At 65.5% G+C, this 22,906-nt stretch carries 20 protein-coding genes; 8 read left to right on the top strand and 12 right to left on the bottom strand.

The window, feature by feature from the left end; translation table 11 throughout:
• Positions 1 to 115 precede the first annotated feature (115 nt).
• Positions 116 to 1,210 (top strand): DUF373 family protein, encoded by a 1,095-nt coding sequence (locus ACRYA2_RS13095; protein WP_433628732.1) that lies wholly within the window; start codon positions 116 to 118, stop codon positions 1,208 to 1,210.
• 13 nt (positions 1,211 to 1,223) lie between these two features.
• Here ACRYA2_RS13095 and ACRYA2_RS13100 read toward each other — a convergent pair whose 3' ends face one another.
• From ACRYA2_RS13100 to ACRYA2_RS13110, 3 genes are all read right to left on the bottom strand, one after another.
• A complete protein-coding gene (locus tag ACRYA2_RS13100; protein ID WP_433628734.1) occupies positions 1,224 to 2,066 on the bottom strand; it encodes a polyprenyl synthetase family protein in 843 nt (280 codons plus the stop codon).
• 125 nt (positions 2,067 to 2,191) lie between these two features.
• Positions 2,192 to 3,145, bottom strand: coding sequence for an electron transfer flavoprotein subunit alpha/FixB family protein (locus ACRYA2_RS13105; protein ID WP_433628736.1), 954 nt, complete (start codon positions 3,143 to 3,145; stop codon positions 2,192 to 2,194).
• The gene (locus tag ACRYA2_RS13110) at positions 3,142 to 3,933 is read right to left on the bottom strand and encodes an electron transfer flavoprotein subunit beta/FixA family protein (protein ID WP_433628738.1); all 792 of its coding nucleotides are present in this window, start codon (positions 3,931 to 3,933) and stop codon (positions 3,142 to 3,144) included. Before ACRYA2_RS13110 ends, ACRYA2_RS13105 begins: the two co-directional genes overlap by 4 nt.
• Positions 3,934 to 4,251: 318 nt before the next feature.
• Here ACRYA2_RS13110 and ACRYA2_RS13115 point away from each other — a divergent pair, with 318 nt between their 5' ends.
• Together ACRYA2_RS13115 and prf1 are read left to right on the top strand one after the other, a co-directional pair.
• A complete protein-coding gene (locus ACRYA2_RS13115; RefSeq protein WP_433628740.1) occupies positions 4,252 to 4,743 on the top strand; it encodes a hypothetical protein in 492 nt (163 codons plus the stop codon).
• Positions 4,744 to 4,836: 93 nt separating this feature from the next.
• On the top strand, positions 4,837 to 6,081 hold the full coding sequence (gene prf1 / locus ACRYA2_RS13120; RefSeq protein ID WP_433628743.1) for a peptide chain release factor aRF-1: 1,245 nt from the start codon (positions 4,837 to 4,839) through the stop codon (positions 6,079 to 6,081).
• Positions 6,082 to 6,126: 45 nt separating this feature from the next.
• On the opposite strand, the gene ACRYA2_RS13125 is transcribed toward prf1, so the two are convergent.
• A complete protein-coding gene (locus ACRYA2_RS13125) occupies positions 6,127 to 6,522 on the bottom strand; it encodes a DUF6276 family protein (RefSeq protein WP_433628745.1) in 396 nt (131 codons plus the stop codon).
• A gap of 92 nt (positions 6,523 to 6,614) precedes the next feature.
• On the bottom strand, positions 6,615 to 7,232 hold the full coding sequence (locus ACRYA2_RS13130) for a DUF502 domain-containing protein (protein WP_433628748.1): 618 nt from the start codon (positions 7,230 to 7,232) through the stop codon (positions 6,615 to 6,617).
• Between the two features lie 159 nt (positions 7,233 to 7,391).
• Here ACRYA2_RS13130 and ACRYA2_RS13135 point away from each other — a divergent pair, with 159 nt between their 5' ends.
• Both ACRYA2_RS13135 and ACRYA2_RS13140 read left to right on the top strand, forming a co-directional pair.
• Positions 7,392 to 7,649, top strand: coding sequence for a glutathione S-transferase N-terminal domain-containing protein (locus tag ACRYA2_RS13135; protein ID WP_433628751.1), 258 nt, complete (start codon positions 7,392 to 7,394; stop codon positions 7,647 to 7,649).
• A gap of 338 nt (positions 7,650 to 7,987) precedes the next feature.
• On the top strand, positions 7,988 to 8,212 hold the full coding sequence (locus ACRYA2_RS13140; RefSeq protein WP_433628754.1) for a hypothetical protein: 225 nt from the start codon (positions 7,988 to 7,990) through the stop codon (positions 8,210 to 8,212).
• Here the strand turns inward: ACRYA2_RS13140 and ACRYA2_RS13145 are convergent.
• Positions 8,187 to 9,134 carry a transcriptional regulator gene (locus ACRYA2_RS13145; RefSeq protein WP_433628756.1) on the bottom strand — a complete coding sequence of 316 codons (948 nt, stop codon included), beginning with the start codon at positions 9,132 to 9,134 and terminating at the stop codon, positions 8,187 to 8,189. The genes ACRYA2_RS13140 and ACRYA2_RS13145 overlap by 26 nt on opposite strands.
• A 144-nt stretch (positions 9,135 to 9,278) precedes the next feature.
• Here ACRYA2_RS13145 and ACRYA2_RS13150 point away from each other — a divergent pair, with 144 nt between their 5' ends.
• Positions 9,279 to 10,547: a TiaS agmantine-binding domain-containing protein gene (locus tag ACRYA2_RS13150; RefSeq protein ID WP_433628758.1), complete on the top strand. Its 1,269-nt coding sequence runs from the start codon at positions 9,279 to 9,281 to the stop codon at positions 10,545 to 10,547.
• 17 nt (positions 10,548 to 10,564) lie between these two features.
• Here the strand turns inward: ACRYA2_RS13150 and ACRYA2_RS13155 are convergent, their stop codons facing one another.
• The 6 genes from ACRYA2_RS13155 to ACRYA2_RS13180 all read right to left on the bottom strand — a co-directional run bounded on the left by ACRYA2_RS13155 (position 10,565) and on the right by ACRYA2_RS13180 (position 19,495).
• Positions 10,565 to 11,086 carry an NUDIX domain-containing protein gene (locus tag ACRYA2_RS13155; RefSeq protein ID WP_433628762.1) on the bottom strand — a complete coding sequence of 174 codons (522 nt, stop codon included), beginning with the start codon at positions 11,084 to 11,086 and terminating at the stop codon, positions 10,565 to 10,567.
• Between the two features lie 55 nt (positions 11,087 to 11,141).
• Complete coding sequence (pyrE, locus tag ACRYA2_RS13160) at positions 11,142 to 11,687, bottom strand: orotate phosphoribosyltransferase (protein ID WP_433628765.1); 546 nt, start codon at positions 11,685 to 11,687, stop codon at positions 11,142 to 11,144.
• Positions 11,688 to 11,778: 91 nt separating this feature from the next.
• Positions 11,779 to 13,284: a hypothetical protein gene (locus ACRYA2_RS13165; protein ID WP_433628768.1), complete on the bottom strand. Its 1,506-nt coding sequence runs from the start codon at positions 13,282 to 13,284 to the stop codon at positions 11,779 to 11,781.
• Positions 13,285 to 13,704: 420 nt separating this feature from the next.
• Positions 13,705 to 18,720: a DNA polymerase II large subunit gene (polC, locus tag ACRYA2_RS13170; RefSeq protein ID WP_433628770.1), complete on the bottom strand. Its 5,016-nt coding sequence runs from the start codon at positions 18,718 to 18,720 to the stop codon at positions 13,705 to 13,707.
• Between the two features lies 1 nt (position 18,721).
• A complete protein-coding gene (locus tag ACRYA2_RS13175) occupies positions 18,722 to 19,141 on the bottom strand; it encodes a PPC domain-containing DNA-binding protein (RefSeq protein WP_433628773.1) in 420 nt (139 codons plus the stop codon).
• A gap of 180 nt (positions 19,142 to 19,321) precedes the next feature.
• A complete protein-coding gene (locus ACRYA2_RS13180) occupies positions 19,322 to 19,495 on the bottom strand; it encodes a DUF7556 family protein (RefSeq protein WP_433628776.1) in 174 nt (57 codons plus the stop codon).
• Positions 19,496 to 19,851: 356 nt separating this feature from the next.
• Between ACRYA2_RS13180 and ACRYA2_RS13185 the strand changes: the two genes are divergently transcribed.
• Positions 19,852 to 21,690, top strand: a complete 1,839-nt coding sequence (locus ACRYA2_RS13185) for an ABC transporter substrate-binding protein (protein WP_433628779.1) — start codon at positions 19,852 to 19,854, stop codon at positions 21,688 to 21,690.
• A gap of 196 nt (positions 21,691 to 21,886) precedes the next feature.
• Positions 21,887 to 22,906 (top strand): ABC transporter permease, encoded by a 1,020-nt coding sequence (locus ACRYA2_RS13190; RefSeq protein WP_433628782.1) that lies wholly within the window; start codon positions 21,887 to 21,889, stop codon positions 22,904 to 22,906.

The following is a 22,906-nucleotide window of genomic DNA, read 5'->3' on the forward strand; positions in this document are numbered from 1 at the left end:
CCACCCCCGAAAAGCCCCGGATTCGGACCGGGCGGAGTCCGGTCTCCGCCGCGTCTTCGAGCGCCGTCCGAGCGGTCCCGAAAAGAGTTAAGCACGCGCTACGTAGTTGCCCGCAATGCTGCTGGTCCTGTGCGTGGACCTCGACGACGACCTTGGACGGAAGACGTCGTTCGACACGCCCGTCGTCGGGCGGGACGCCGTCGAGGACGCGGCCGTCGCGCTGGCGACCGCCGATCCGGAAGACAGCGACGTGAACGTCATCTTCGAGGGCGTCCACCTGTACGACCGCATCAACGCCGAGGAAAGCGTCGAAGTGGCGGTGGTCACCGGCAACGAGGGCGACGACGTCAGCGCGAACCGGGAGGTCGGCGAGGAGGTCGACACCGTGCTCGCGGGCCTCACCACCAGCGAGGAGGTCAACGCGGTCATCGTGACCGACGGCGCACAGGACGAGAGCGTCATCCCCGTCATCCGCTCGCGGGTGCCCGTCGACGGCGTGCGCCGGGTGGTCGTCCGGCAGGCACAGGACCTGGAGTCGATGTACTACACCATCAAGCAGGTGCTCAACGACCCGGAGACGCGCGGAACCATCCTCGTCCCGCTGGGCATCCTGTTGCTCATCTACCCCCTGGCCATCGTCGCCGACTGGATCGGCCTGCCGGGGACCGTCTTCGGCGGTACTTCCGCACTGCTGGGGCTGTACGCCCTCTTCCGTGGCCTCGGCCTGGAGCGGACGTTCGACCGCCTCGCGGAGACGGCCCGGAACGGACTGTACGCCGGCCGGGTGACGCTCATCACCTATGTCGTCGCCGCCGCGCTGCTGGTCGTCGGCGGCGTCAGCGGCGTCGAAACCCTGGAGTCGGTCCAGAACCACTACAGCGGCGACATCGGCGCGATACGGGTGCTGGCGTCGCTGATATACGGCGCCGTCACGTGGTTCACCGCGGCCGGCATCACGTCGAGCCTCGGCCAGATCACCGACGAGTACCTCGCCGACCAGTTCCGGTGGCGCTACCTCAACGCGCCGTTCTACGTGCTCGCCATCGGCGGCGTGCTCCACGCGGTCAGCGCCTACTTCCTCAACGAGGTGTCGCTCGAGTACCTCGCCGGGATGTTGACGGCGGGCACGCTGCTCGGGCTTATCAGTACGCTCGTGTTCGCCATCGCCGAGTCGCGGTTCTCGCGGTCGGGCCAGGCGCGCGTGAGTTGAGGAGAGTCGACCGTCAGCGTTCTCGCGTGACGACGAACGCCGCGAAGTCCCGCAGCAGGTCCACCGCCTCCGAGTCGGAGACGTCGACGCGGTCCAATGCGGCGAGCGCCGCGTCGGACTGTTCGTGGGCCAGTTCGTTCGCCTCCTCGGCGTCGAGGTCGGTCACCTCGACGACCGACGGTCGGCCGACCTCGGCGTCCTGGCCTGTCGGCTTCCCGAGTTCGGCGGGGTCCGCCGTGGCGTCGAGCACGTCGTCCCGTATCTGGAAGGCGACCCCGACCTTCTCCGCGTACTCGCCGAACGCCTCTATCGTGGCGGCGTCGGCGTCGGCGGCTATCGCCCCGAGTTCCGCGGCGGCGCGAAAGAGCGCACCTGTCTTCCGGCGGGCCAGTTCCATGTACTCGGTCTGGTTCGTCGGTCGGTCGACGAGTTCCGACGCCTCGCCCTGCCCGAGTTCGACCATCGCCTCGGCGACCACCTCCATCGCGCGCGGGTCCGGCGAGAACAGGCCGAACGCCTCGCCGAGCATGCCGTCGCTGCCGACGATGGCGGGGCCGTAGCCGTACTCCGCCCACGCGCTGTTCGTGCCGCGGCGCACGTCCGAGCGGTCGATGATGTCGTCGACGACGAGCGAGGCGTCGTGGACGAGTTCGATGCCGACGCCGAAGTCGACGGCGTCCTCGGCGTCGCCGCCCGCCGCCTCGCAGACGAGCATCGCCACCGTCGGCCGCACGCGCTTGCCCCCGGAGAGCGCGGTGTGTGCCAGCCGGTCGGAGAGTTCCGCAGGCTCGACTCGGTCGACGACCGTCTCCAGACGGTCCTCGACGAGCTTCCGCCGGGCCTCGAGGTACTCCATTCGTCGAAGCCTCGGGACGGGGGACGCAAATACGTGACGGGTTCCGAGCGTCGCTACGGCTCTCAGCGCGAGATACAGGACGAAAAAACCCGCTCTTCGGGTTCCTCACTCGGGGACGAGGAACCTCACTGGAACTCGTCGATGAGTTCCGGCACGACCTCGAACAGGTCGCCGACGATGCCGTAGTCGGCGATGTCGAAGATGGGGGCGTTCGGGTCGGTGTTGATGGCGACGATGGTGTCGCTGCCCTTCATCCCGGCGACGTGCTGGACCGCGCCGGAGATACCGATGGCGAGGTAGACGTCCGGCGTGACGACCTTGCCGGACTGGCCGACCTGCCGGTTCTTCGGCAGCCAGCCGTTGTCGACGATGGGACGCGAGGAGGACAGCGTCGCGTCCGTCGCCTCGGCGAGGTCCTCGATGAGCGAGAGGTTCTCCTCCTCCTCGATACCGCGGCCGATGCTGACGAGGAAGTCGGCCTCGCTGATGTCGACGTCGCCGCCGCCGACCTCCTCGAAGCCGGTGACGGTCGAGCGGACGGCCGACTCGTCCGGTTCGAAGTCGAACGACGAGATTTCGGCCTCGCCGACGCCCTCGGCCTGCGGCCACTCGCCGCCCCGGGTCGTGACGACGAAGCTGTCGCCGTCGACCTCAATGGTCGTCTCGACCTTCGAACCGTACATCTCGCGGGTGGCGACGAGCGTGTCGTCGTACTCGACGTCGACGACGTCGGTGACCACCGGGAGGTCCAGCGCGTTCGCCACGGCGGGCGCGTAGTCCAGGCCGTTGACGCTGTTGGGCGTCAGGACGACGGTCGGGTCGAGGTCGGCGTACAGCGCCTCGACGGCCTGCACGTAGATGTCGTGGTTGAACTCCTCGCCGTAGTCGACCGTGTGGACGTGGTCGACGCCCTCGCGGTTCAGGGAGTCGGCGAACGACTCCACCTCGCCGGAGACGACGGCGACGTGAAGGTCGCCGCCGATGTCGGCGGCCAGGTCGCGGCCAGCGGAGACGACCTCGAAGCTCTCGTCGCGCAGTTCGCCACGGCGGTGGTCGGCGACGGCGAGAACGGCGGTCATTCTGCCACCCCCTTCTCGCGGAGAATGTCAGCGAGTTTCCCGGCGGTCTCCTCGGCGCTCCCCTCGAATATCTGGGCGTCGCTCTCGCTCTCGGGTTCGTACATGGCCGTCAGGGCCAGGTCGCTCTCGACAGCCTCGCCGTCGAGACCGAGGTCGTCGAGGCTCTTCGGCGCTATCTCCTTGCTCTGGGCCTGCCGGATGCCGCGCAGGCTGGCGTACCGCGGTTCGTTGATACCGGTCTGGATGGTGAGCACGGCCGGCAGTTCGACGTCGGTGAGTTCCTCGACGCCGCCCTCTAGTTCGCGGTGGACGTGCGCGACGCCCTCGTCCGCGTCCAGGTCGAGGCTGTTCACGACGGCCGCCCACTCGTAGTCGATGGAGTCGGCCAGCGCGACGCCGGTCGCGCCGAAGGCGTCGTCGCCCGCCTGGACGCCGGTCAGCACGAGGTCGGGGTCCTCCTCTTCGACGACGGCGGCGAAGATGTCGGCCTTGGTCTCGACGTCGATCAGGTCGGTCTGCTCGAGCGAGTCGTCCCAGATGCGGACCGCGCGGTCAGCCCCCTTCGCGAGCGCCATTCGGATGGTCTCCTCGGAGCGTTCGGGACCGATGGTGACGGCCACGACCTCGTCGGCGACGCCCTCCTCGCTCAACTGGACGCCCTCTTCGACGGCGTAGTCGTCCCACTCGTTCAGGTCGTACTCGAGGTAGCGGTCGGCCACCTCGGTCCCCTCGATCTCGAAGTCGTCCGCGAGTTCGGCGACTTCCTTCACCGTTACCAGAACCTTCATAGTTGTTTGCTTTCCCGTTCAGGTGGTAAACGTTTTCGAAACATCGAACGGGGAGTGTTCAGTTGTTCGAGCACTCCCACCGCAAACGTCGAAGCCCGCGACCCACGTCGCCACGGACGGCCAGAGCGCCGTCTCGGAACCTGAGTCGGCGTCGTCGAACCGGGGCCGCGACCGTCGCTGGGGATAGCTCTAACCCGGAAAATACGTAACTCCCGCCATTTCCTAATCTCCTGAAATAGTGACTTCTGTGGCCTCTATCCCGCCGTTCTGTCTGTTATCTGCGGAAAGTTATACGTTCGGCCGTGACGTATATAGCTCATGGCACAAACAACCGAAGAGTCGTCCGTAGAATCGTCCACAGAAATAGTACGCGGACGCGAGTTCGTCAACCGCCGGGCGATGTCCAGCGCGGTCGTCGCCGGCGTCGTCGGTGGCGTCGCGTTCGGCGGACTCCTCCAGTCGATGGGGATGTTACCGGTGGTCGCGTCGCTGTACGGTCTCGAGGGTCTCGCGTGGGGGTGGGTCGCGCACCTCTTCAACAGCGTCGTCTTCGCGCTCGTGTTCGCCGGCCTCCTCACCGGAACCGGTCTCCGGAGGTACGCCGGCGACGTGTCCGCCGACGTCGGTCTCGGCGCGGCGTACGGCGCGGTGCTGTGGTTCGTCGCCGCGGCCGTCGTGATGCCGCTCTGGATGGGCGCCGTCGGACTCGACGCTCCCGCCGTGCCGAACCTCGACGTCGCGAGCCTCGGCGGCCACCTGCTGTACGGCCTCGTGCTGGGTGCGGTGTTCGCCATCGCGTACCGGCGCTGAACCGTTCCCTTCTTCGCGTCCCGTTTTTCGACCGAACGCTCTCGGATGCGAGGTCAAAGCTTACTTACCGACTGGAGCGGCTAGTTGTGGGTAATGAGCCAGCAGGAGGAGGGCGAACCGTCCGACAGGAAAAAGTACGAGTTCCAGAAGGTCATCGAGGACCTCCGCGAGTACGAGGGCTCGGGGACCCAGCTCGTCACCATCTACATCCCGCCGGACAAACAGATAAGTAGCGTCGTTCAGCACGTCACCCAGGAGCACAGCGAGGCGAGCAACATCAAGTCCAAGCAGACGCGGACGAACGTGCAGGACGCGCTGACCTCCATCAAGGACCGGTTGCGCTACTACGACACGTATCCGCCGGACAACGGCCTGGTCATCTTCAGCGGGGCCATCGACACCGGCGGCGGCCAGACCGACATGATAACAAAGGTGCTGGAGGACCCGCCGGAGCCCATCCAGTCGTTCCGCTACCACTGCGACTCGGCGTTCCTCACGGAACCGCTGGAGGAGATGCTCGGGGACAAGGGGCTGTACGGTCTCGTCGTCCTCGACCGCCGCGAGGCCAACGTCGGCTGGCTGAAGGGCAAGCGCGTCGAACCCGTCAAGTCCGCCTCCTCGCTCGTGCCGGGCAAACAGCGCAAAGGTGGTCAGTCCGCCCAGCGTTTCGCCCGCCTGCGCCTCGAAGCCATCGACAACTTCTACCAGGAGGTCGCGGGGATGGCCAACGACCTGTTCGTTCCCGAGCGCCACGACCTGGACGGGGTGCTCGTCGGCGGTCCCTCCCCGACGAAAGACGAGTTCCTCGACGGCGACTACCTCCACCACGAGCTCCAGGACATGGTGCTCGGCAAGTTCGACGTCGCCTACACCGACGAGTCCGGCCTCTACGACCTCGTCGACGCCGCCCAGGAGGTGCTCGCGGACGCCGAGGTGATGAAGGACAAGTCCGAGATGGAGGAGTTCTTCAAGGAACTCAACGAGGGCGGTCTCGCGACCTACGGGTTCGATCCGACCCGGAAGAACCTCGTGATGGGGTCGGTCGACCGCCTGCTCATCTCCGAGGACCTCCGCAAGGACGTGGTCGTCTACGACTGCGGCGACAAGGAGGAGTACGAGTTCGTCGACCGACGCGCCGACACCCCGGAACACACCTGCGAGGACGGGTCGAGCGTCGAAGCCGAGGAGCGCGAGGACGCCATCGAGTACCTGATGAACATCGCCGACCAGCGCGGCACCGAGACCAAGTTCATCTCCACGGACTTCGAGAAGGGTGAACAGCTTCTGAACGCCTTCGGCGGCGTCGCCGGCATCCTGCGGTACTCCACCGGCGTCTAGACGGCCCGTCTCCGTTCGTCGCTTCTCCTCTCGACGGCTTCTCCGTCAGTCGCGCAACTGGAGTAACTGCTCTCGCCGCTGGTCGATGTTGAACGGCGGTCGGAGGTCGGGGTCGTCGGCGAGACGGTCGAGCACGAGCAGCGGGTCGACCCCGGTCGCCTCGACGTGGTCGAACAGGGCCTCGATGTGCCGGCGGTTGCGCGCGAGCGACGACATGAGCGCCGTCGCGAGCACCATCGCGGCCGCCGTCTCGCGGTCGTCGGGGAGGACGTCGCTGACCGTCGAGAAGTCGGTGAGTTCGGTGCCTCCGTCCTCGGACGGTTCGAGGGAGAGACATGTGGGGCAGATGGCCACCGACTCCGGTGACGACGGAACGTGTTCGCGGAGTTCGGGCGGGACGACGAACGGGAGCGCTTCGTCGCCGCATTCGGGACACTCCATACGGGTACAACGGTCGGACGCCTCAAAAGTGTGGTAGTTACGGCGGAATCGTCGGCGTGACAACCGTCGGCGGACGACGACGGGCCCTCGAATCACGTCGGCGGCGGCGTCTCACGGCGGTTCTCGTCGCCCTCCTCTCGCACGTCGATGTGGATGCCGCTGTCGTTGTTCTCACCGAATCCGGCGCTGAGGATGCGCGTCAGCGCGTCCTCGACGCTCTCGTCCGTCTCGGTGAACTGGTCCGGTTCGACCTCGATGACGAATCCCGTCGTGATGTTCGGCGCGGTCGGAAGAAAGAGCACCTCGCGGCCGTCGTCAGTCATCTTCCCGGTCTTGAACGCGGTCATCCGGAGGCCGTTCCACGTCTCGAGCTTGACGGGTTTCTGGAGCTGGTTAGTGTCCGAGAGCGCCGTCTCGGCGGCCATCTTCGAAGCGTTGTACACCACCCGGAGGCCGGGAAGCCGATTCATCATGCCGTCGATGGTGTTCTCGACGAAACTCCCGACGGTCGTCCGCATCAGGTAGCCGACGCTGAACACGAGCGTCGTGAACACGACCAGCGTGATCAGAACCCGCTGGTAGCTCTTCAGCTCGGCCGGGAACGGTATCTTTGCTATCTGAAAGTACAACCAGGCGACGATGTAGGCCGTGACGAGCAGGGGGGCCAGCACGATGAGACCGCTCGCCGCGTCGCGCTTCCACGAGGACATTTTACGCCTACCAATCCATTGCAGGAACATAAACCAGTTGCAAGTTCGGCTGCTGTCGAACGTACGACTCTCGACCGCCCGCGTCGAACGGTCGGGGGTTCGGGAGCGGCGTCTGTCGACACCATCACACTCTTGTCTCGCTGTTCCCTATCGCACGGTGTGTCAAGCATCGAACTGTACGAACTCGAAGGGTGTCCGTTCTGCACGAAGGTCACGGACAAACTCGACGAACTCGGCCTGGAGTACGACTCCCACTTCGTTCCGCGTGCGCACGGAGAGCGGACCGAAGTCGAGGAGATAAGCGGCCAGACGGGGGTCCCGGTGCTGGTGGACCACGACCACGGCGTCGACGGGATGCCCGAGAGCGACGACATCGTCGCGTACCTCGAAGAGACGTACGGCCAGCGCGAGGGTTAAAAGCGATTCAGATATTAACGCGTAGAGATAACTGAAACAATCGCGTCGAATCGGGTACGACGAAACGTTGGTTCCGCGAGACTGCAGCCAGCATCGTCCGCCAAACGACCGTACCGCTCGCCAGACAGTATCGCTCGCCGAACACGACCACGCCGTGTGACCCTGGTGCCTCCGTCTCCCGTACAGTTCGGGTGACTACCCCCCGTCGGCCACCCTCTTTAGGTGCGTGCCGCGCGTCGCCTCGTTCATGGTACGCACCACTCGCCGACGATTCTCGTACCTCGCTAGCCTCTCGATTGCCGGACTAGCAGGCTGTTCCTTCCCCGGCGGAGGCGAGGGTGGAGAAGGCGGTGAAGGTGGCGGTGGCGAAGGTGGAGAAGGTGGCGAAGGCGGCGAAGGCGGTGAAGGTGGCGGTGGCGAAGGTGGAGAAGGTGGTGAAGGCGGCGAAGGCGGAGAGGGCTAGAAGGAAGGAGAGGAGCGACGACGCAGTTCTGTTTCTGGCGGGTGAGAGAAAGATGGCCGTCGACGACGGGCGGATTACGCTTTGGCGCGTTCCCGGATGATCTTCTGGAGTTCGTCGGCGTCGTCGATGTCTTCGACCTCCTCGCGCTCGACCAGCGCCGTTCCCTCGACGGTCTCGCGGCGCGTCTCGTCGACGAAGTAGACCGAGTGCGTCCTCGCGACGCGGCTTATCGAACTCATGATGCGGGCGCGCTTCTCGGCCGTCTCGTTGAACGTCGAGTGGCTGGTGAGGACGCGGTCCTCGCGGTCGTCCTCGCTGACGGTCTTGAACGGCGCTCGCGTCGTCGGGTGGACGGTGAACCCGACGCGGGTGAGCACCGTCACCATGTGCTCGTCGTCCGGCTGGGCATCCGGTTCGTCGGGGTCGGGTTCGTCGTTGACCTCGTCCGCGCCCTCGAGCACGTCCACCGGGCTGGTGAGGTCGCGCTCGAACATCTCTTCGAGTTCGAGCGCCACTTCGACGCTGGCGTTCATCCCGTCCTCGTACTTCGAGACGGTGCGACGGGAGACGCCGAGTTCGGACGCGAGTTGGCCGAGGCTCCAGCCGCGTTCCTCGCGTTCGTCTTTCAGTATCTCGCCGTCGATGTTGACGTAGAGGCCGCCCGGCGCTGCGTACACCAGCGGCGGGATTCCCTCGACGAAGAGGTCCATGGCCGTATCGGGCGACAGCACCGGGACGCCGTGTCGGAAGTACACTACGCCCGGTTCGAGGTCCTGGTCGCGGGTCCGCAGACCGACGACGACTGGCGTGCCGTCGAGATACGTCCCAAGTCGTCGCATCTCCATTCCTGTCTCGGCGTCGAACGCGTCGACGTTGCCGAGAATCTTCAACAGCAGCAGGTCCGGCCCGCGACGCGCCGCGACGTCGAAGCTCTTGGGCCGAACGGCACACCGGTCGCTGACCACGAAACCCGCGTCTTCGAGCATCGCGGTCACGTTTCCGACCAGTGCGGAGCGAGACATGGTGAAAAGTAAGTGGTTCCGATATAAATACGTTGCGCCGGGCGGGACTTCCGCCTGCTTGCGATTCCAGGCCTTGGCGGGGACAGTTTCATATATCGTTGAGGGTCCGAAAGCCGTTAGTTCGCCACACCGCTACGACCCACCGTGACCGTAATCGGCGTCGACGACACCGACTCCCGCGAGCGCGGGATGTGCACGACCTACCTCGCTACCCGGGTCGCAGAGCGACTGCGCGCGGCCGGCGGCGAGGTGGAGCGCCTGCTGCTGGTCCGCCTGAACCCCGCCGTCGAGCACAAGACGCGGGGGAACGCCGCGCTCGCGGTTCACACCGACGTCGACGCCGAGACGGCCTTCGCCCTCGCCCGCGAGGAACTCGCCGCCGCTGCGGAGACGGACGACCCCCGGACGAACCCTGGACTGGTCGTCGCCGACCACGCACCCGAGGCCGCCCCCGACGCGGTCGCCAACTTCGCTCGCGATGCCGTCCGGGACCTGCTCTCGCGGGAGGCGGCCGAACGCCGCATCGAGGCGGCGGGCTACCGCCACGCGGGCTGGAAGAACGGCCGCGGGAAGATCGGCGCGCTCGCCGCCGTGGGCGCGTGGGCCGCCTTCGCTGAGTGGACCTACGAGCACATCTCCTACCGCGAACCGGAGCGCCGGGGGACGCTCCGCGAGGTCGACCGGGAGTCGCTGTTCGCGGCGGCCGACGACGCCTACCCCCTCGCGTGGGACACCGTGGACCGCGGTTCCGGCGAGGCGGTCTGTGTCCCCCACGCGCCCGGCCCCATCCTCCACGGCATCCGGGGCGACGACCCGGACGCAGTTCGAGGCGTCGCCGAGCGCGTCGAGAGCGAACCTGTCGAGCGCACCGCCCTGTTCGTGACGAACCAGGGCACGGACGCCCACCTCCGGGACGCCTCGCTCGCGGCGGTCGCGGACGGTGGTGCGTACCGCGTCGACGGGACGGTCGCCACCGCTCCCGAGACGCGCCGCGGCGGCCACGTCTTCTTCCGACTGGCCGATGGAGACGACGAACTCCGCTGTGCCGCCTTCGAGCCGACGAAGCGCTTCCGCGACCGCGTCCGGGCGCTCCGGCCCGGCGACCGCGTGACGGTCTGCGGCGAGGTCTCCTCGGGGACGCTCAAACTGGAGAAGTTCGCGGTCCGGGACCTCGACGCGACCGAGCGCGCCACGCCGGACTGCCCCGACTGCGGGCGCTCGATGAAGAGCGCCGGAGCGAACCAGGGTTACCGCTGCCGGGACTGCAGGACGACGGCGGACGGGAAGGTCGAGCGGACGGTCGAGCGCGACCTCGACGTCGGCTGGTACGAGGTGCCGCCGGAAGCGCGGCGACACGTCGCGAAACCCCTCGTCCGCGGCGGGTTCGACGCGCCGACCCATCCGGAGCGCTGACCGGCCCCCGGCGCTCGCTACAGGGCGTCCGGAGCCGACTCGAAGCGCTCGCGCTGGCGCTCCCGGAACGGTTCGTCTGCCCGGTCGAGCGCCGTCGGCGTCCAGAACCGGGCGTCGCTGGCGTCCGACCCCGCGGTGACGCTGCCGGTCGTTCGCTCGCGAGCGACGACGAACCCGATGGAGACGACGTGCTTGCCGTCGTGGGGGTCGAGACTCCGAGCGTCGAACAGCGAGAGGTCGTCGGGCGCGACCGACAGGCCGCTCTCCTCCTCGAGTTCGCGGGCCGCGCCCACGGCCGGGGGTTCGGCGCGCTCAAGGTGGCCGCCGGGGACCGTCCAGTCGCCGACCCCGGGTTCGGCGGCGCGTCGGACGAGCAACACCGCGTCGTCGTCTACGACCGCGACGCTCGCGCAGGGGACCGGGTTGTGCCAGACGACGCGGTCGCAGTCGCGACAGAGGAAGTGTTCGTTTCCCTCGACGTCGGTCGTCGTCAGTTCCGTGCCACAATAGGGACAGTAGTCGGCGGGGCGGGAGACCATCTGTCCGGAGCCTATCGGCATCCGGGCAAAACGGTTGCGCTCCCCCGGGGCCTTCTTACTCGCTCGACTCGTCGGCCAGCAGTTCGGAGGCGGAAAGCAGCGCCTCCAGTTCCACGTCGTGCTCGGCGAGGTTCTCCCGGCCGCCCTCCTCGCGGTCGACGACCACCAGCACGCGGTTCACCACCGCCCCGGCGTCCCGGAGCGCCGCCACTGCGTCGACCGCACTCTGGCCCGTCGTGGCGATGTCTTCGAGGACGACGACCTCCTCGCCCTCGTCGAGTCGACCCTCGATGAGGTTCGCGGTGCCGTACTCCTTCTGCTGCTTGCGCGCGATGACGTAGGGGCTGCCGGTCTCGACGCTCGTCACGGCCACGAGCGGGACCGCGCCCAGCGCCACGCCCGCGAGCTTCGTCTCGCTCGCGCCGAGGTCGGCGAGGCGTTCGGCGAACGCCTCCGCGACGAGTTCGAGACAGTGGGGGTCGGTTTCGAAGAGGTACTTGTCGACGTAGTAGTCGCTGGTACCGCCGTGCGAGAGTTCGAACTCGCCGAACCTGACCGCGTCCGCGTCCCGTAGCGCCGCGATGAGTTCCTCGTTCGTCATTACCCGGGATGGGTTCGCGGAGCGGTATAAACGGGACGGTTGGCGTCGGAGAAGGGAGCAAAGTAGGAAAAACTCGGCCGCCGAAGTCGTCCTATCTGTCGTCTCTGATACCGTCCTCTATCTGGCTGTCCCTGACGGTGACGCTCCCCGCGGACTCGGTGATTTGCAGGCCAGATGCGTCGCTCCGCGTGCGAGCGGTGATGCCGTCGATGAGCGTACCGTCGCCGCCCTCGACGACGGCGTGGCTCTGGGAGACGTACGCGCCGCCGCGGACGGTGCAGTTCGAGCCGACGTTGTACAGCCCGTGGCGTCCCGAGTCGTTGCCGTGGTCGACGGAGAGGTCGAGGAACAGGCCGTCGTCGCGCTCGTTGTATATTGCGCTGTACGTGCCCGCGGCCGGTGCCTGTCCGGTGACGGTGGTGTCCCACAGTTTCACGCCACCGCCGCCCTCGTTGATCTTCACCGCCGCGCCGCCGCCTGCTTCGTGAGTGATGTCGCACCGCTGGACGAACGCCCGACCGGAGCCGGACTTGACGAAGACGGCGTACGTCGTCTCGTCGGTCTGTACCGTAATGGTGCTGTCGTTGATGTGGCTCCTGTCGGCGTTGGAGTCGATAACGACGGCGTGGTTGGCGGGGACGTTCGCGCGGACGTCGACGTTCTCCGCCACGAGCATCTCGCCGTTCTCGAACTTGAGACCCAGCTGGGACCGGTCGGACCCGTCCGACTGGTCGACGACGATGGTGGCGTCGTGGACGTAGCTGTCGTTGCCACCGACGCGGACGTTCGCGCCGAAGCTGTTCTCGAAGCGACCGCCTTCGACCTGAATCGACCCGGTACCGTCGGTGGCGTACAGCCCGTTGTCCGGGAACGACCCGAGGACGCAGTCGCGGAACGTCATCGTCCCCTTGTTGGTGTTACAGATGATGCCGGTCGGTCCCCACTCGAGCTTGTCGCCCGGCGCGTTCTCCACCGGTTCCGCGCCGTCGGGCGCGGTAAATCGTTCGACGATGCCGGAGCCGTCGGGTTCGGTGATGTCGAATCGGCCGGGGCCCCACGCGCCGCTGTCGTGACGACCGACAACGTCGATGTCGCGGACGACCAGCCCGTCGTCGGCAGTCGCGTCGATGACCCGTACGCCCGTGTCGTCAGCGGTCATGTCGACGGTGAAGTTCTCGAAGCGCAGGTCCGTGACCGGGTCGTAGCCGACGCCGAGCCGGAACAGGTTGTAGTTCCAGTCACCGCTATCGTCGAACTCGTCGAACGGCGCCGGGACGAGCGTCGCGCCGTCGCCGACTATCCCGAGGTTGTTGCAACCGGTGACGCGGATCCGCTTGTCGACGTAGTACTCGCCAGCGGGGAACTTCAGCAGGGTGTCGTCCTCCGCGAGTCTCTCGATAATCGGCGTGATCGATTCGTTGCCGTCGGGGTCTGCGCCTTCGTCCGTGACATCGATGACCGTCCCGTACTGGTCTTCGAGGTCGGACGAAGCCGCAGCGCCAGTGCCGGCGAAGGCCGTCGAAAGTGTGGCTGCGCCCGTAAGCTTGAGGTACGAGCGACGACTCGTCTTGGTCCGTTTTCGCTTGTCTGCCGCCATCGATGCCACCGTCACATGGACCCGTATTAGTTATCTGTGTGGTATACTCGTTGTTCCCCGTTCTCCCACCGTTGCAACTGTTGTAAACAGTCTTTTGCCGGGCCTCACCGCCGCTACTCGCCGAGTTCCGTGCTAGCAACTCCCAGGAAATACGGCGGCGCGTCGGCGTCCTCACACCACCGTCGGTGACGACAGAGTACGTGCGTTCGGGACGTCGGACCGCTCGCTCTTGTGGAGTATGCCCACGTCTAATGGTTGCTCTATCCACACAGATAAGCAGCGGTCTCCCGTCGATTCTCGTCGCGCTGCGACCGCCGCGTCACGCCGTCGGATGTCGTCGCGCCCTCGCTGGTCGGGGACGTCGTACAGTGCCTCGCAAAACGGGAAGCGAAACCGCTCGAACTTCGCGCTCGCGTCAGGTTACATGAAGTCCGCGATGCCGGACTGCTTGTTTTTGTCGTTCTCGAAGACGCTCTCCAGCGAGCGGTCCAGCATCTCCAGGCGCTGTTTCGTGTAGTCGCGAGCGCCGTACTCGTCGGCGACCTGGATGGCGGTGTCCATGTACTTGTTCACGGAACCGCGGTGGACGGTGAGGTTCACGTCGCCGCCGCACTCCCGGCAGTCGCCGGTCAGGGGCATCCGACGGTACTTCTCGCCGCAGTCGAGACACCGCGTCTCCTGGCGCGAGAACGCCCGCAGGTTGCCGATGAGGTCCGGCAGGAAGTGGTACTCGATGACGCGCTCGGCGACGTCCGTCTCGTCGACCGCGCGGAGCTTCCGGGAGAGCTCCAGCTGGGCGTCCATCTTGTCCATCATCGACCCCAGCGTCTTGTACGCCGACAGGTCCGGTCCGAGCGCGATGTCGGTCGTGTCGTGGGTGTGCCGGAAGCCGGTGTACTCGCGGTCCGTGCCGAGCGTCTCCTCGGCGATGGTCATCACGTCCTCGACCTCCCCCGGGTCGGCCATCTCGCGGGTCGCCTCGTAGAACTCGCGGGGGTACTCGTCCACGATGTCCATGTTGTGCGCCTCGTCGTCTATCTCGCTCGGGTCGATGCGCGAGGACATGACGAGCGGGGCGTCCATCTGCCCGCCGCGCTGGTCGGGGAGGAACTCCTTGCTGAAGTTCAACAATCCGTCCATCAGCAGCATGACGCAGTCCTCGTCCCCGTCGCACTGGCCGACGAAGAGGTCGTTCGCCACGAGCGTGTGGGTGTCGGCGACGGTGAGACTATAGGTGTGCTCCAAGTCGCTCTCGACCACCTCGATGGACTCCACCTCGTCCAGCCAGAGGTCGCCGCCGTCGCCGAAGAGGCGCTGCGAGCGGACCGGCGTCGAGTCGAGGGCGTCCGCGAGCGTCTCGGATTTCCTGTCGAGGTCGAACCCGATCGCGTCGGCGAACTGGACGGCGTTCTCCGACGTCACCTTGAGGACCCACGACTCGAACTCGGGAACCGGTTCGTCGCCGTGGAACTCGGTGACAGCCCCGGTCGACGGACGACGAGTCTCGGTGTACGTCTTGCAGGCGACGCCGAACCGCTTCAGCGCGGCGACCAAGTCCTCTTTCAACTCGTCGCTCACGGTGTGGGCCCGGACTTCGATTCTGTCGGTCGACGCACTCCCGTCGCCACTGAAGTATGCACGGAGGAACTCGCGCAGGACCGGTCTCGGGGCGTTCACAACGCAGTCCGGGATGCGCTTCGTCTCCGAAGTCGTACCAGCGTCGAGGACGTCGCTGAAGAGCGCGGCGACCAGCCGACTCGACGCAGTTATCTTCCACTCGTTCTCCTCGTACGGGGTCACCGACAATTTGCGTTCGATGGTTTCGACGATATGTTGTCTGGGTTTCTCGTCGGGCGTACAGATAGTCGTCTGGTAGAACTCGCTCGCTTCACGGCGAGTGAACCCTTCGGCAGCGTAGTAGCCGAGGACCTTCGCCATATCTCGGTCGACTTCGAGTACGCGGCTGACAGATGCGGTGTCGCGACGGATGCCGAGCGTCACGTTCTCTGGTAGCGTCTCGACGGTCTCCTGTTCTCCGAAGAGGGTGACGAAGATGGACGCCGGGACGCTATCACGGTTGACCCAGTTGTAGACCGAAGAGTCGCTCCTGCCGAGTCGCTCCGCAACCGGTTGCAGGTACCCTTCGCCGTCGGTCGCCGAATCGAAGAGATTCCGAATCCGGTCACCACCGAGACCGCGAATCACGAGGTCGTCGTTCGGGATGGAATCCGTCGACAGGAATTCTTCGAGAAGGTCGATTTCCGTGCATTTGCCCTCGAACTCGACGTCTTTCGGAGACGGAATCTCGTCACCGGATTCGAGTTCGCGTGCGTCGACCTCCTCCACGCCAGCAGGCGTCCACCGCCGCATCGAGTGGTCCGGAGTCACCATCAGCTCGCGGCCGCTCCGTGTCTCTATCGTCAGCATGTGGTCCGGAGCGGGGTGCTTCGAGACCGCATCGACCGGCTTCAGGACGCGGTCGCCGTCCTCGTCTATCGAGGGGACGCGCACGTTGCCATCGAGTTCCGTCACGAGGGCCCCGAAGTCGTCCGTCCGCGGGTCGTCGAGTCGTTCCTCGACCAGTCGCTGAATCTCGTCGTGGTGCCACGTCCCGGCGTCGTCCTCGTACCAGACCTTCGTCTCTGGATGGAAGCAGTTCCGACGCTTCGCTGCATGAAAATAAGGGTGCGCGTAGCCTACGGCGGCGCTCGTGAAGCCGACGATGCGACCGACGACCGCGGCGGAGGTGTGGGGCGCCATGCCGAAGACGAGTTCACCGACGAGGTCCTGGCGCTCCGCCAGGTCGTAGAACGAATCGAGGCCGTAGTAGTCCTCCAGCAGTTCGTCGACGAAGTCGGCGGTCTTCAGGAGGTGTTCGGCCGCGCCGTCCGAGAGGACCACGTCCTGTACCTTGAGTTCGACCAGCTGGTCGTCGTGACGCAGGGGGTCGCCGTGAACGTCCGTCTCGTACCCCAGGCCCCGCAACTGGTCGGCCGTGACGTCCAGTTCCTCCGCCCGGACGGCGGTCACCGGCAGGTCGGTCATGTCGTAGCGGACGGTCCCGTCCTTGAACGCCGAGACGCCGTGTTTCGCCCGGAGGACGCCCTTCTCGATGGGTTCGGGGGTCCTGTGCGACGACGAGAGACCCTTGACGCCTTTCAGCACGTCGAAGGCGTTCTCGCGCTCGCCGACCGATTCGAGGGCGTCGCGGTACTCGTCGTTGACGTTGATGGTCCGGGTCTCGACGCTGGTCGCCTCGACTTCGCAGCGCGGACACTCCGCGCGGCCGGACTGGTCCGGTTCGACCTCCGTGCCGCACTCCGGACACTCGTAGTGCGGGAAGGTGTTGCCGTCGCAGTCGGGACAGCGCGTCCGGAAGGTGTGGTTGCCACAGTCCTCGCACTCGCGGCGGCCGACCTGCGTCTCGACCTCGCCGCGCGTACCCGACATCCCCTCGGTGTGACCGGCGGCCTTGGCGACGTCGCGTTGCGAACCGCCCGCCTCGCCGAGCGGGAAGAGGGTGTGGACCGCCGGGCTGAGTTCGCGCTTCTCGGACTTCTCCGGACGGCCCATCCGGTTGCCGATGCGGGTCGGCGCGCGCTCTCTGACCTCGAACGGCGCGACCTCGTTGACGGCCTTCACGGCGTTGTCGCCGTTCTCGTCGCCCCACGCACGGACCTCCGGAGAGAGGTCGGCGAGACCGCCCCACGTTCGCTCCAGGTCGGCGTCGAACCCCAACGAGCGAACGAGCAGTCGCCACTCCGGGACGCGAATCTCCTCGCCCTGGACGTGCTCGACGAGGAGCGCCTCCAGCGTCTCCCGGGTCCGCTCGTCGTCGGGGAGGACGAGGTCGCCGTCGCGAACTTCGGCGTTCTCGACGGTACTCGCGAACGCCGCGAACCGCTCGACGGAGACGTCGTGCCAGAGGTAGGTGTAGTCGGGGTGGAGCGGTACGTCGTAGTCGGTCGCCCACGAGAGCGCCTCCGCGGAGGACGGGTCGTCGAGGGAGACGCCGGGGTCGTCCCGCATCGCCTGCACGTCGGCGTCCGACGCCTCGAACTCCTGGACCCACCACTCGAACGTGTAGGACGCCGGCGCGAGAGGGTGGTTGTTCTCGACGAACTCGCCGTAGTTGACGAGGTACTCGCCGAGGTCGAGTATCTTCTCGACGCCGTTCCGGACCGCCAGGGCCACCTCGGCGTCGTCGATGCGGCGCACGTCGCCGTTCGCGAGGCGTACGGTGGGACCCTCGATGGTGTCGACGGGGACGACGCCCGCGGCCTTGCCGGGGCGTTCGGTCTTTATCTGCGTTCCCGCGGCGAGGAAGTCGTCGACGAGGTGCATCGTCGCCGGGTGGACGCCCGCGGTCGCGAACCCGTGGTTGCGCGCCCGACCGTAGTGCAGCCGGAACCCGCCCGGCGCGCAGGGGTGCGTGAAGACGGGGCGACCGGCGATGAGGTCCCGGAGGAACTTCTCCGATTCGTCCACGCGCGGCGGGCCGTCGCTGACGGCCGGTTCGTCGCCGTCGTCCGCCGCCTCGCTCGCCTCGCCGTCGTCCCCGCCGTCGTCCACCTCGTCCTCGTCACCGCCGCCCTCTCCGATCGTGCCGTCGATGAGGTCCTGGAGCCACGGCCAGTCCACCTCGTCGAGGTTGCGGGTGTAGCGCTGTATCTTCGGGGCCTTCAGCGCGATGCCCTCCGCGAGGACGAGACACATCCCGCCGCGGGCGGTGTTGGTGTCGACGCGTTCGAGGTCCCGGAACCCGGACACCTCCTCGTCGCCCGTGGACTCGCCGTCGAGCATGATGGGCATGTGCTCGGCGATGAACTTCGTCTCCTTGTCCTTCGGCGAGTACTGCAGGCCCGTCTCGCTGTCGTAGAGGTTTATCTCCTCGGCGTAGCGCTCTATCTCGTCGTCGCGGGCCTGGAACTCCTCGACGCCGACGAGCGTCCGGGTGTAGTCGGCGACGAGCACGGAGAGCGCCTGGGCGGTCCCGCCCGCGGACCGGATGGGGCCGGCGTAGTAGACGTTGACGAACTCCGTGCCGTCGTCGTTCTCCAGCAGTTCGACGCGGTCGATGCCTTCGATGGGTGCCGCGACGACGCCCTCGGTGAGCAGGGCGACCGCCGTCCGGACGGCGCCCTCGACCTTGCCGGCGCGGGTCTCGAAGTCGCCGACGTTGCCGGCCGCGAAGTCCTCGGCGAGTTCGAGGGCGGCCTCCTCTCTGCTCATCTCGCCTTCCAGTTCACGGACGCGCTCGGCGACGCCCTCGATGCCGAGGATGTTCTCGACGCGGTCGGCCATGTCCTTGGCGACCGGAATCTCCACCTCGGGCTTCGGGTCGGCGCTGTGTTCGCGGGCGGTCTCGGCGACGTCGAACGCCTCGTCCAGGTCGGCTTCCAGTCGCTCGAAGTACTGCCGGTCTGCGTCCCGCATACTACAGCCAGAGGTCGAGGTCGGTCGGTTCGTCGCGTTCGCGAACCAGCGGTTCGTCGAACGTTCGCACGTACAGTTCGCCGGCGAAGACCGTCGCCGAGTCGAGATGGCCCGCGAGCGCCTGTCCGGACTCACGCGAGAGCACCGCGTGGGTGTGGGCGAATCGCTCGCCGTCCAGCAGCGAGACGTTACCGACGCAGGCGGCCACCTCCATCGGCTCGTCGAAACTCACTTCGTGATACTCCTGGTCGTCCTGGTCGTAGTACCAGACGTCGGCGTCCTGGACCGCGCCCATGCCGACGAACCAGGCCGCGTCGATGCCTTCGTCGTCGGCGAGCGACTCTATCTCTTCGCGCCAGTCCGCACCGTGTCCGAGTCGAGCGACGAACTCCCGCTCCCCGGAGACCTCCCGATAGTCCATATCTGTCTTCAGTTCCGGCAGGGGCAAAAAAGGTTGAGTATCGTCGCGTTTCCGTCGCCGAGCGACCCCGTCGGGTTCTCGAACGGCTCGTCGACGTCCGAACGTACGGGTGGCGCGACTGGTCGTCGCGGAGTCGACCACGAAAAAACGATGGAAGGTCGGGGGGCTGTTCGTCGGGGACTATCGCCAGTCCGGAATCGAGGCAGTGTTCGCTACCGGCATAGAGATCCACGCACTGTCGCAGGTGATGTCGGCGATGACGAGTCGCTCTCCGTCACCGTCGTCGTCCACCGAGGCCATGACCTCGGCGTCGTTCACGACCGGTGCCGACACTGCAGCCGTATCCGGCGTCATACTTTGAGAGTCTATACCACGAGATATAAGACCTCCGAAATTGCGTAACACTAGCTAGCGAGTGACACTACTCGACGAGGAAACAGTCGGTGAACGTTGACATTGTTCGGCGAAACGCGACCAATACGTCATTAACATTCACGTTATATCGATTCTACTGGTCGTTTCCGTGACTCGAAACGCACGGTCTTGTCAGATAGACGTGGCAGAATGATTATTTTACAGGTAGAAATGATGCTATTTTCGGAGAAAAACACGGAGAGGATTGCTTCTGCAATAAACCGCCGGTTTAAGACGGTAATGGTCGGGATTCCAAGCGGTAAGTTTATCCACTATGACACACAACCAGACTTTGGATGACAGATACTGACAACCTGACCCGTCGGCGGTTTCTGAAAGCGACTGGCGGTGCAGCGACCGCGGCTGCGGTCGCGGGCTGCACGGGTGACAACAACAACAACAGCAACAATAACAACAACAACCAGAACAGCGGGAATCAGCTGAGTCTCATCAACTCCACGATGACCACGCTGGACCCGATCAAGGCCACGGACACGGCCTCCGGCACGGTCATCCAGCAAATATTCGACCCGCTGATGAACTACCCGAACGGGGAGACGAACGTCAAAAATCTCATCGCCAAGAGCCACTCCCTGTCGGACGACAAGAGGACGTACACCCTCAAGCTCAAGGAAGGCGTCCAGTTCCACGGTGACTACGGCGAGGTCACCGCGGAGGACGTCGTCTACTCCTGGAAGCGCCTGGCAATGTCGAAGAACTCCCGGCGCGCGTACTTCGTCCTCGATTCCATCGGCGTCAAACACGAGACCAAGACGGTCACGTACACGAACTCCGACGGCGAGGAGGAGGAGATGGAAGTCGCGAAGCCGGGCACGCTCGGCGTCCGGAAGAAGGACAAGTACACGGTGGAGCTGGAACTGGAGGAGCCGTTCCACTCCACGCTCGAGATGCTGGCGTACACCTCGTTCGCCGTCATTCCGAAGGGCATCGTCGGCGACATCAAGGGCGCCGACGGCGAGATGAAGTACAGCAAGTTCGCCACGAAGAACCCCATCGGGGCGGGCCCGTTCAAGTTCGGCAAGTGGCAGAGCAACCAGGAAGCCAAGGTCGACAAGTTCGAGGACTACCACGGCGAGAAGGCGAAGGTCGACAGCGTCCACTGGAAGATCCTCTCCGACTCGAACACGCGCTACACGTACGCGTTCGAGAACCAGAACGTCGACATCGCCTACGGCGGCGACCTCCCGACCTCCCAGTACAACCCGAAGAATATCAAAAACACCAGCACCGACGACCTCGGTCGCACCGTCGGGAAGTACGGTCCGGTGGCGGGGAACACGCTGGACTACCTCGGCGTCTCGACCATCGGCTCTTACTACATCGGCTTCAACACGAACGCGGTGCCGAAGCCGGTTCGGAAGGCCGTCGCGTACGCCGTCAATCAAGAGACCATCGTCAAGGAGATCTTCAAGCAGCGCGGGGAGCCGTCGTACCACTTCACGCCGCCGATGATCTATCCGGGCGGCGCGAAGCAGTACGAGCAGCACGCGAAGAACAACTATCCGTACGGGTACAACGAGGAGCAGCTCCAGAAGGCCCAGAAGCTCATCGAGGAGGAGACCGAGTACGGCAAGGGTAACCCGTTCAAGTTCACCTTCACGGTGTACCAGTCCTCGAGCACGTGGCCGAAGGTGGGCAAGCTCATCCGTGACAAGCTGCAGTCCGCCCACATCGAGATGAACGTCGAGAAGGCTCCGTTCTCCACGCTCCTCCAGCGCGGTCGCAAGGGCAACCTGCAGGCGTACTCGCTGGGCTGGATCATGGACTGGCCGGCACCGGACAACTTCCTGCAACTTCTGTACCCGCCGCTGTCGGACACCTCGAAATCCTCGCCCATCTCGTACACCAACTGGTCGGGAACGGAAGCGTCGGAGAAGGCGACCCAGGCCTGGGACAAGATCCAGAACAACACCGCGCCGACGGACGCCGCGACGAAGAAGCGCAACGAGGCGTACGTCGCCATGGAGGAGGCCAACTGGGACGACGTGGTCTTCCTCAACATGTACCACGACCTCTCGGAGCGCTTCACCTACGAGCACGTCGACGCACCCAAGTACGGTGGTGCTGACTTCAGTCGCCAAATGTACAACAAGGTGCAGCTCAACAACAAGTAGTAACGCCGTCAAGAGCTTCATTTTTCGTAAGAAGCAGTAGTAGCCGCCTCACTGCCCGAAAAGTGGGGGAGGTTATCGCAAGACATAATGATGAGAGCACGAAATTCGCATACGAATCAGTCATGAAAGCGGTTCATACTGGGTGCAACTCGAGATACAGGGCTGACAGGAAAGACGCGGAGGTGAGCCGACCGCCATGAGCCGCTGGCGGTACTTCGGCCGTCGCCTGTTGCTATCGATTCCGATTCTGGTGTTCGGAGCGTCGATAACGTTCGTCGTCATCCGCATGGGTCCCGTCGACCCGGTGGCGGCGATTCTTGGCCCCAAGGGGAACCCACAGGCGTACCAGCGCATCGCTAGCCAGCTCGGGCTCAACCAACCGCTCTGGCAACAGTACATCGACTACATGACCAACATGTTCACGCTCGACCTGGGCGACTCGTGGGTCGTCCAACCGGACACGAGCGTGTACTCGCTGGTCGGCAGCTACGCGCCGCGAACGCTGTGGCTCGGATTCTGGTCGGTCCTCATCGCCCTCTTCATCGGCATTCCGCTCGGATTCTACGCCGGACTCAACCCGAACACGTGGAGCGACTACGTCGCGTCGTTCGGCGGAATCGTCTGGCGTGCGATGCCAAACTTCTGGCTGGCGGTGCTCCTGATGCAGGTCCTCTCGAACTCCGAGAAGGTGCTGTTCGGCTTCGACTGGCAGAACTGGATCGTTCCGGTGAACGTCGTCGGTAATCCGCTGGGAGCCGGTCCCCTCACCGATCCGTCGAACCTCATCTACGCGATCAAGATGGTCGCACCCGCGGCGATCGTCCTCGGCTCGGCGTCGATGGGCAACGAGATGCGTATCGGCCGGACGGCGGTACTGGAGACGGTGAACTCGAACTTCATCGAGACGGCGCGCGCGAAGGGCGTACCGCCGCGGTCGCTCGTCTGGAAGCACATCTTCCGGAACGCGCTCATCCCGCTGGTGCCGATAATCACCGGCGAGGCGTTCCTGCTAATCGGCGGGTCCGTCCTCGTCGAGATCGTGTTCGGTATCAACGGCATCGGCTACCTGTTCTTCCAGGCGGTCATACAGGGTGACCTGCCCCTGGTCGGGTCGCTGATGTTCATCTTCATCCTGCTAGTCGTGTTCATCAACATCCTACAAGACCTGCTGTACACGCTGATCGATCCGCGTGTCGGCTACGAGGGAGGTGCCTGA

Source organism: Halomicrococcus pelagicus, assembly GCF_050954125.1.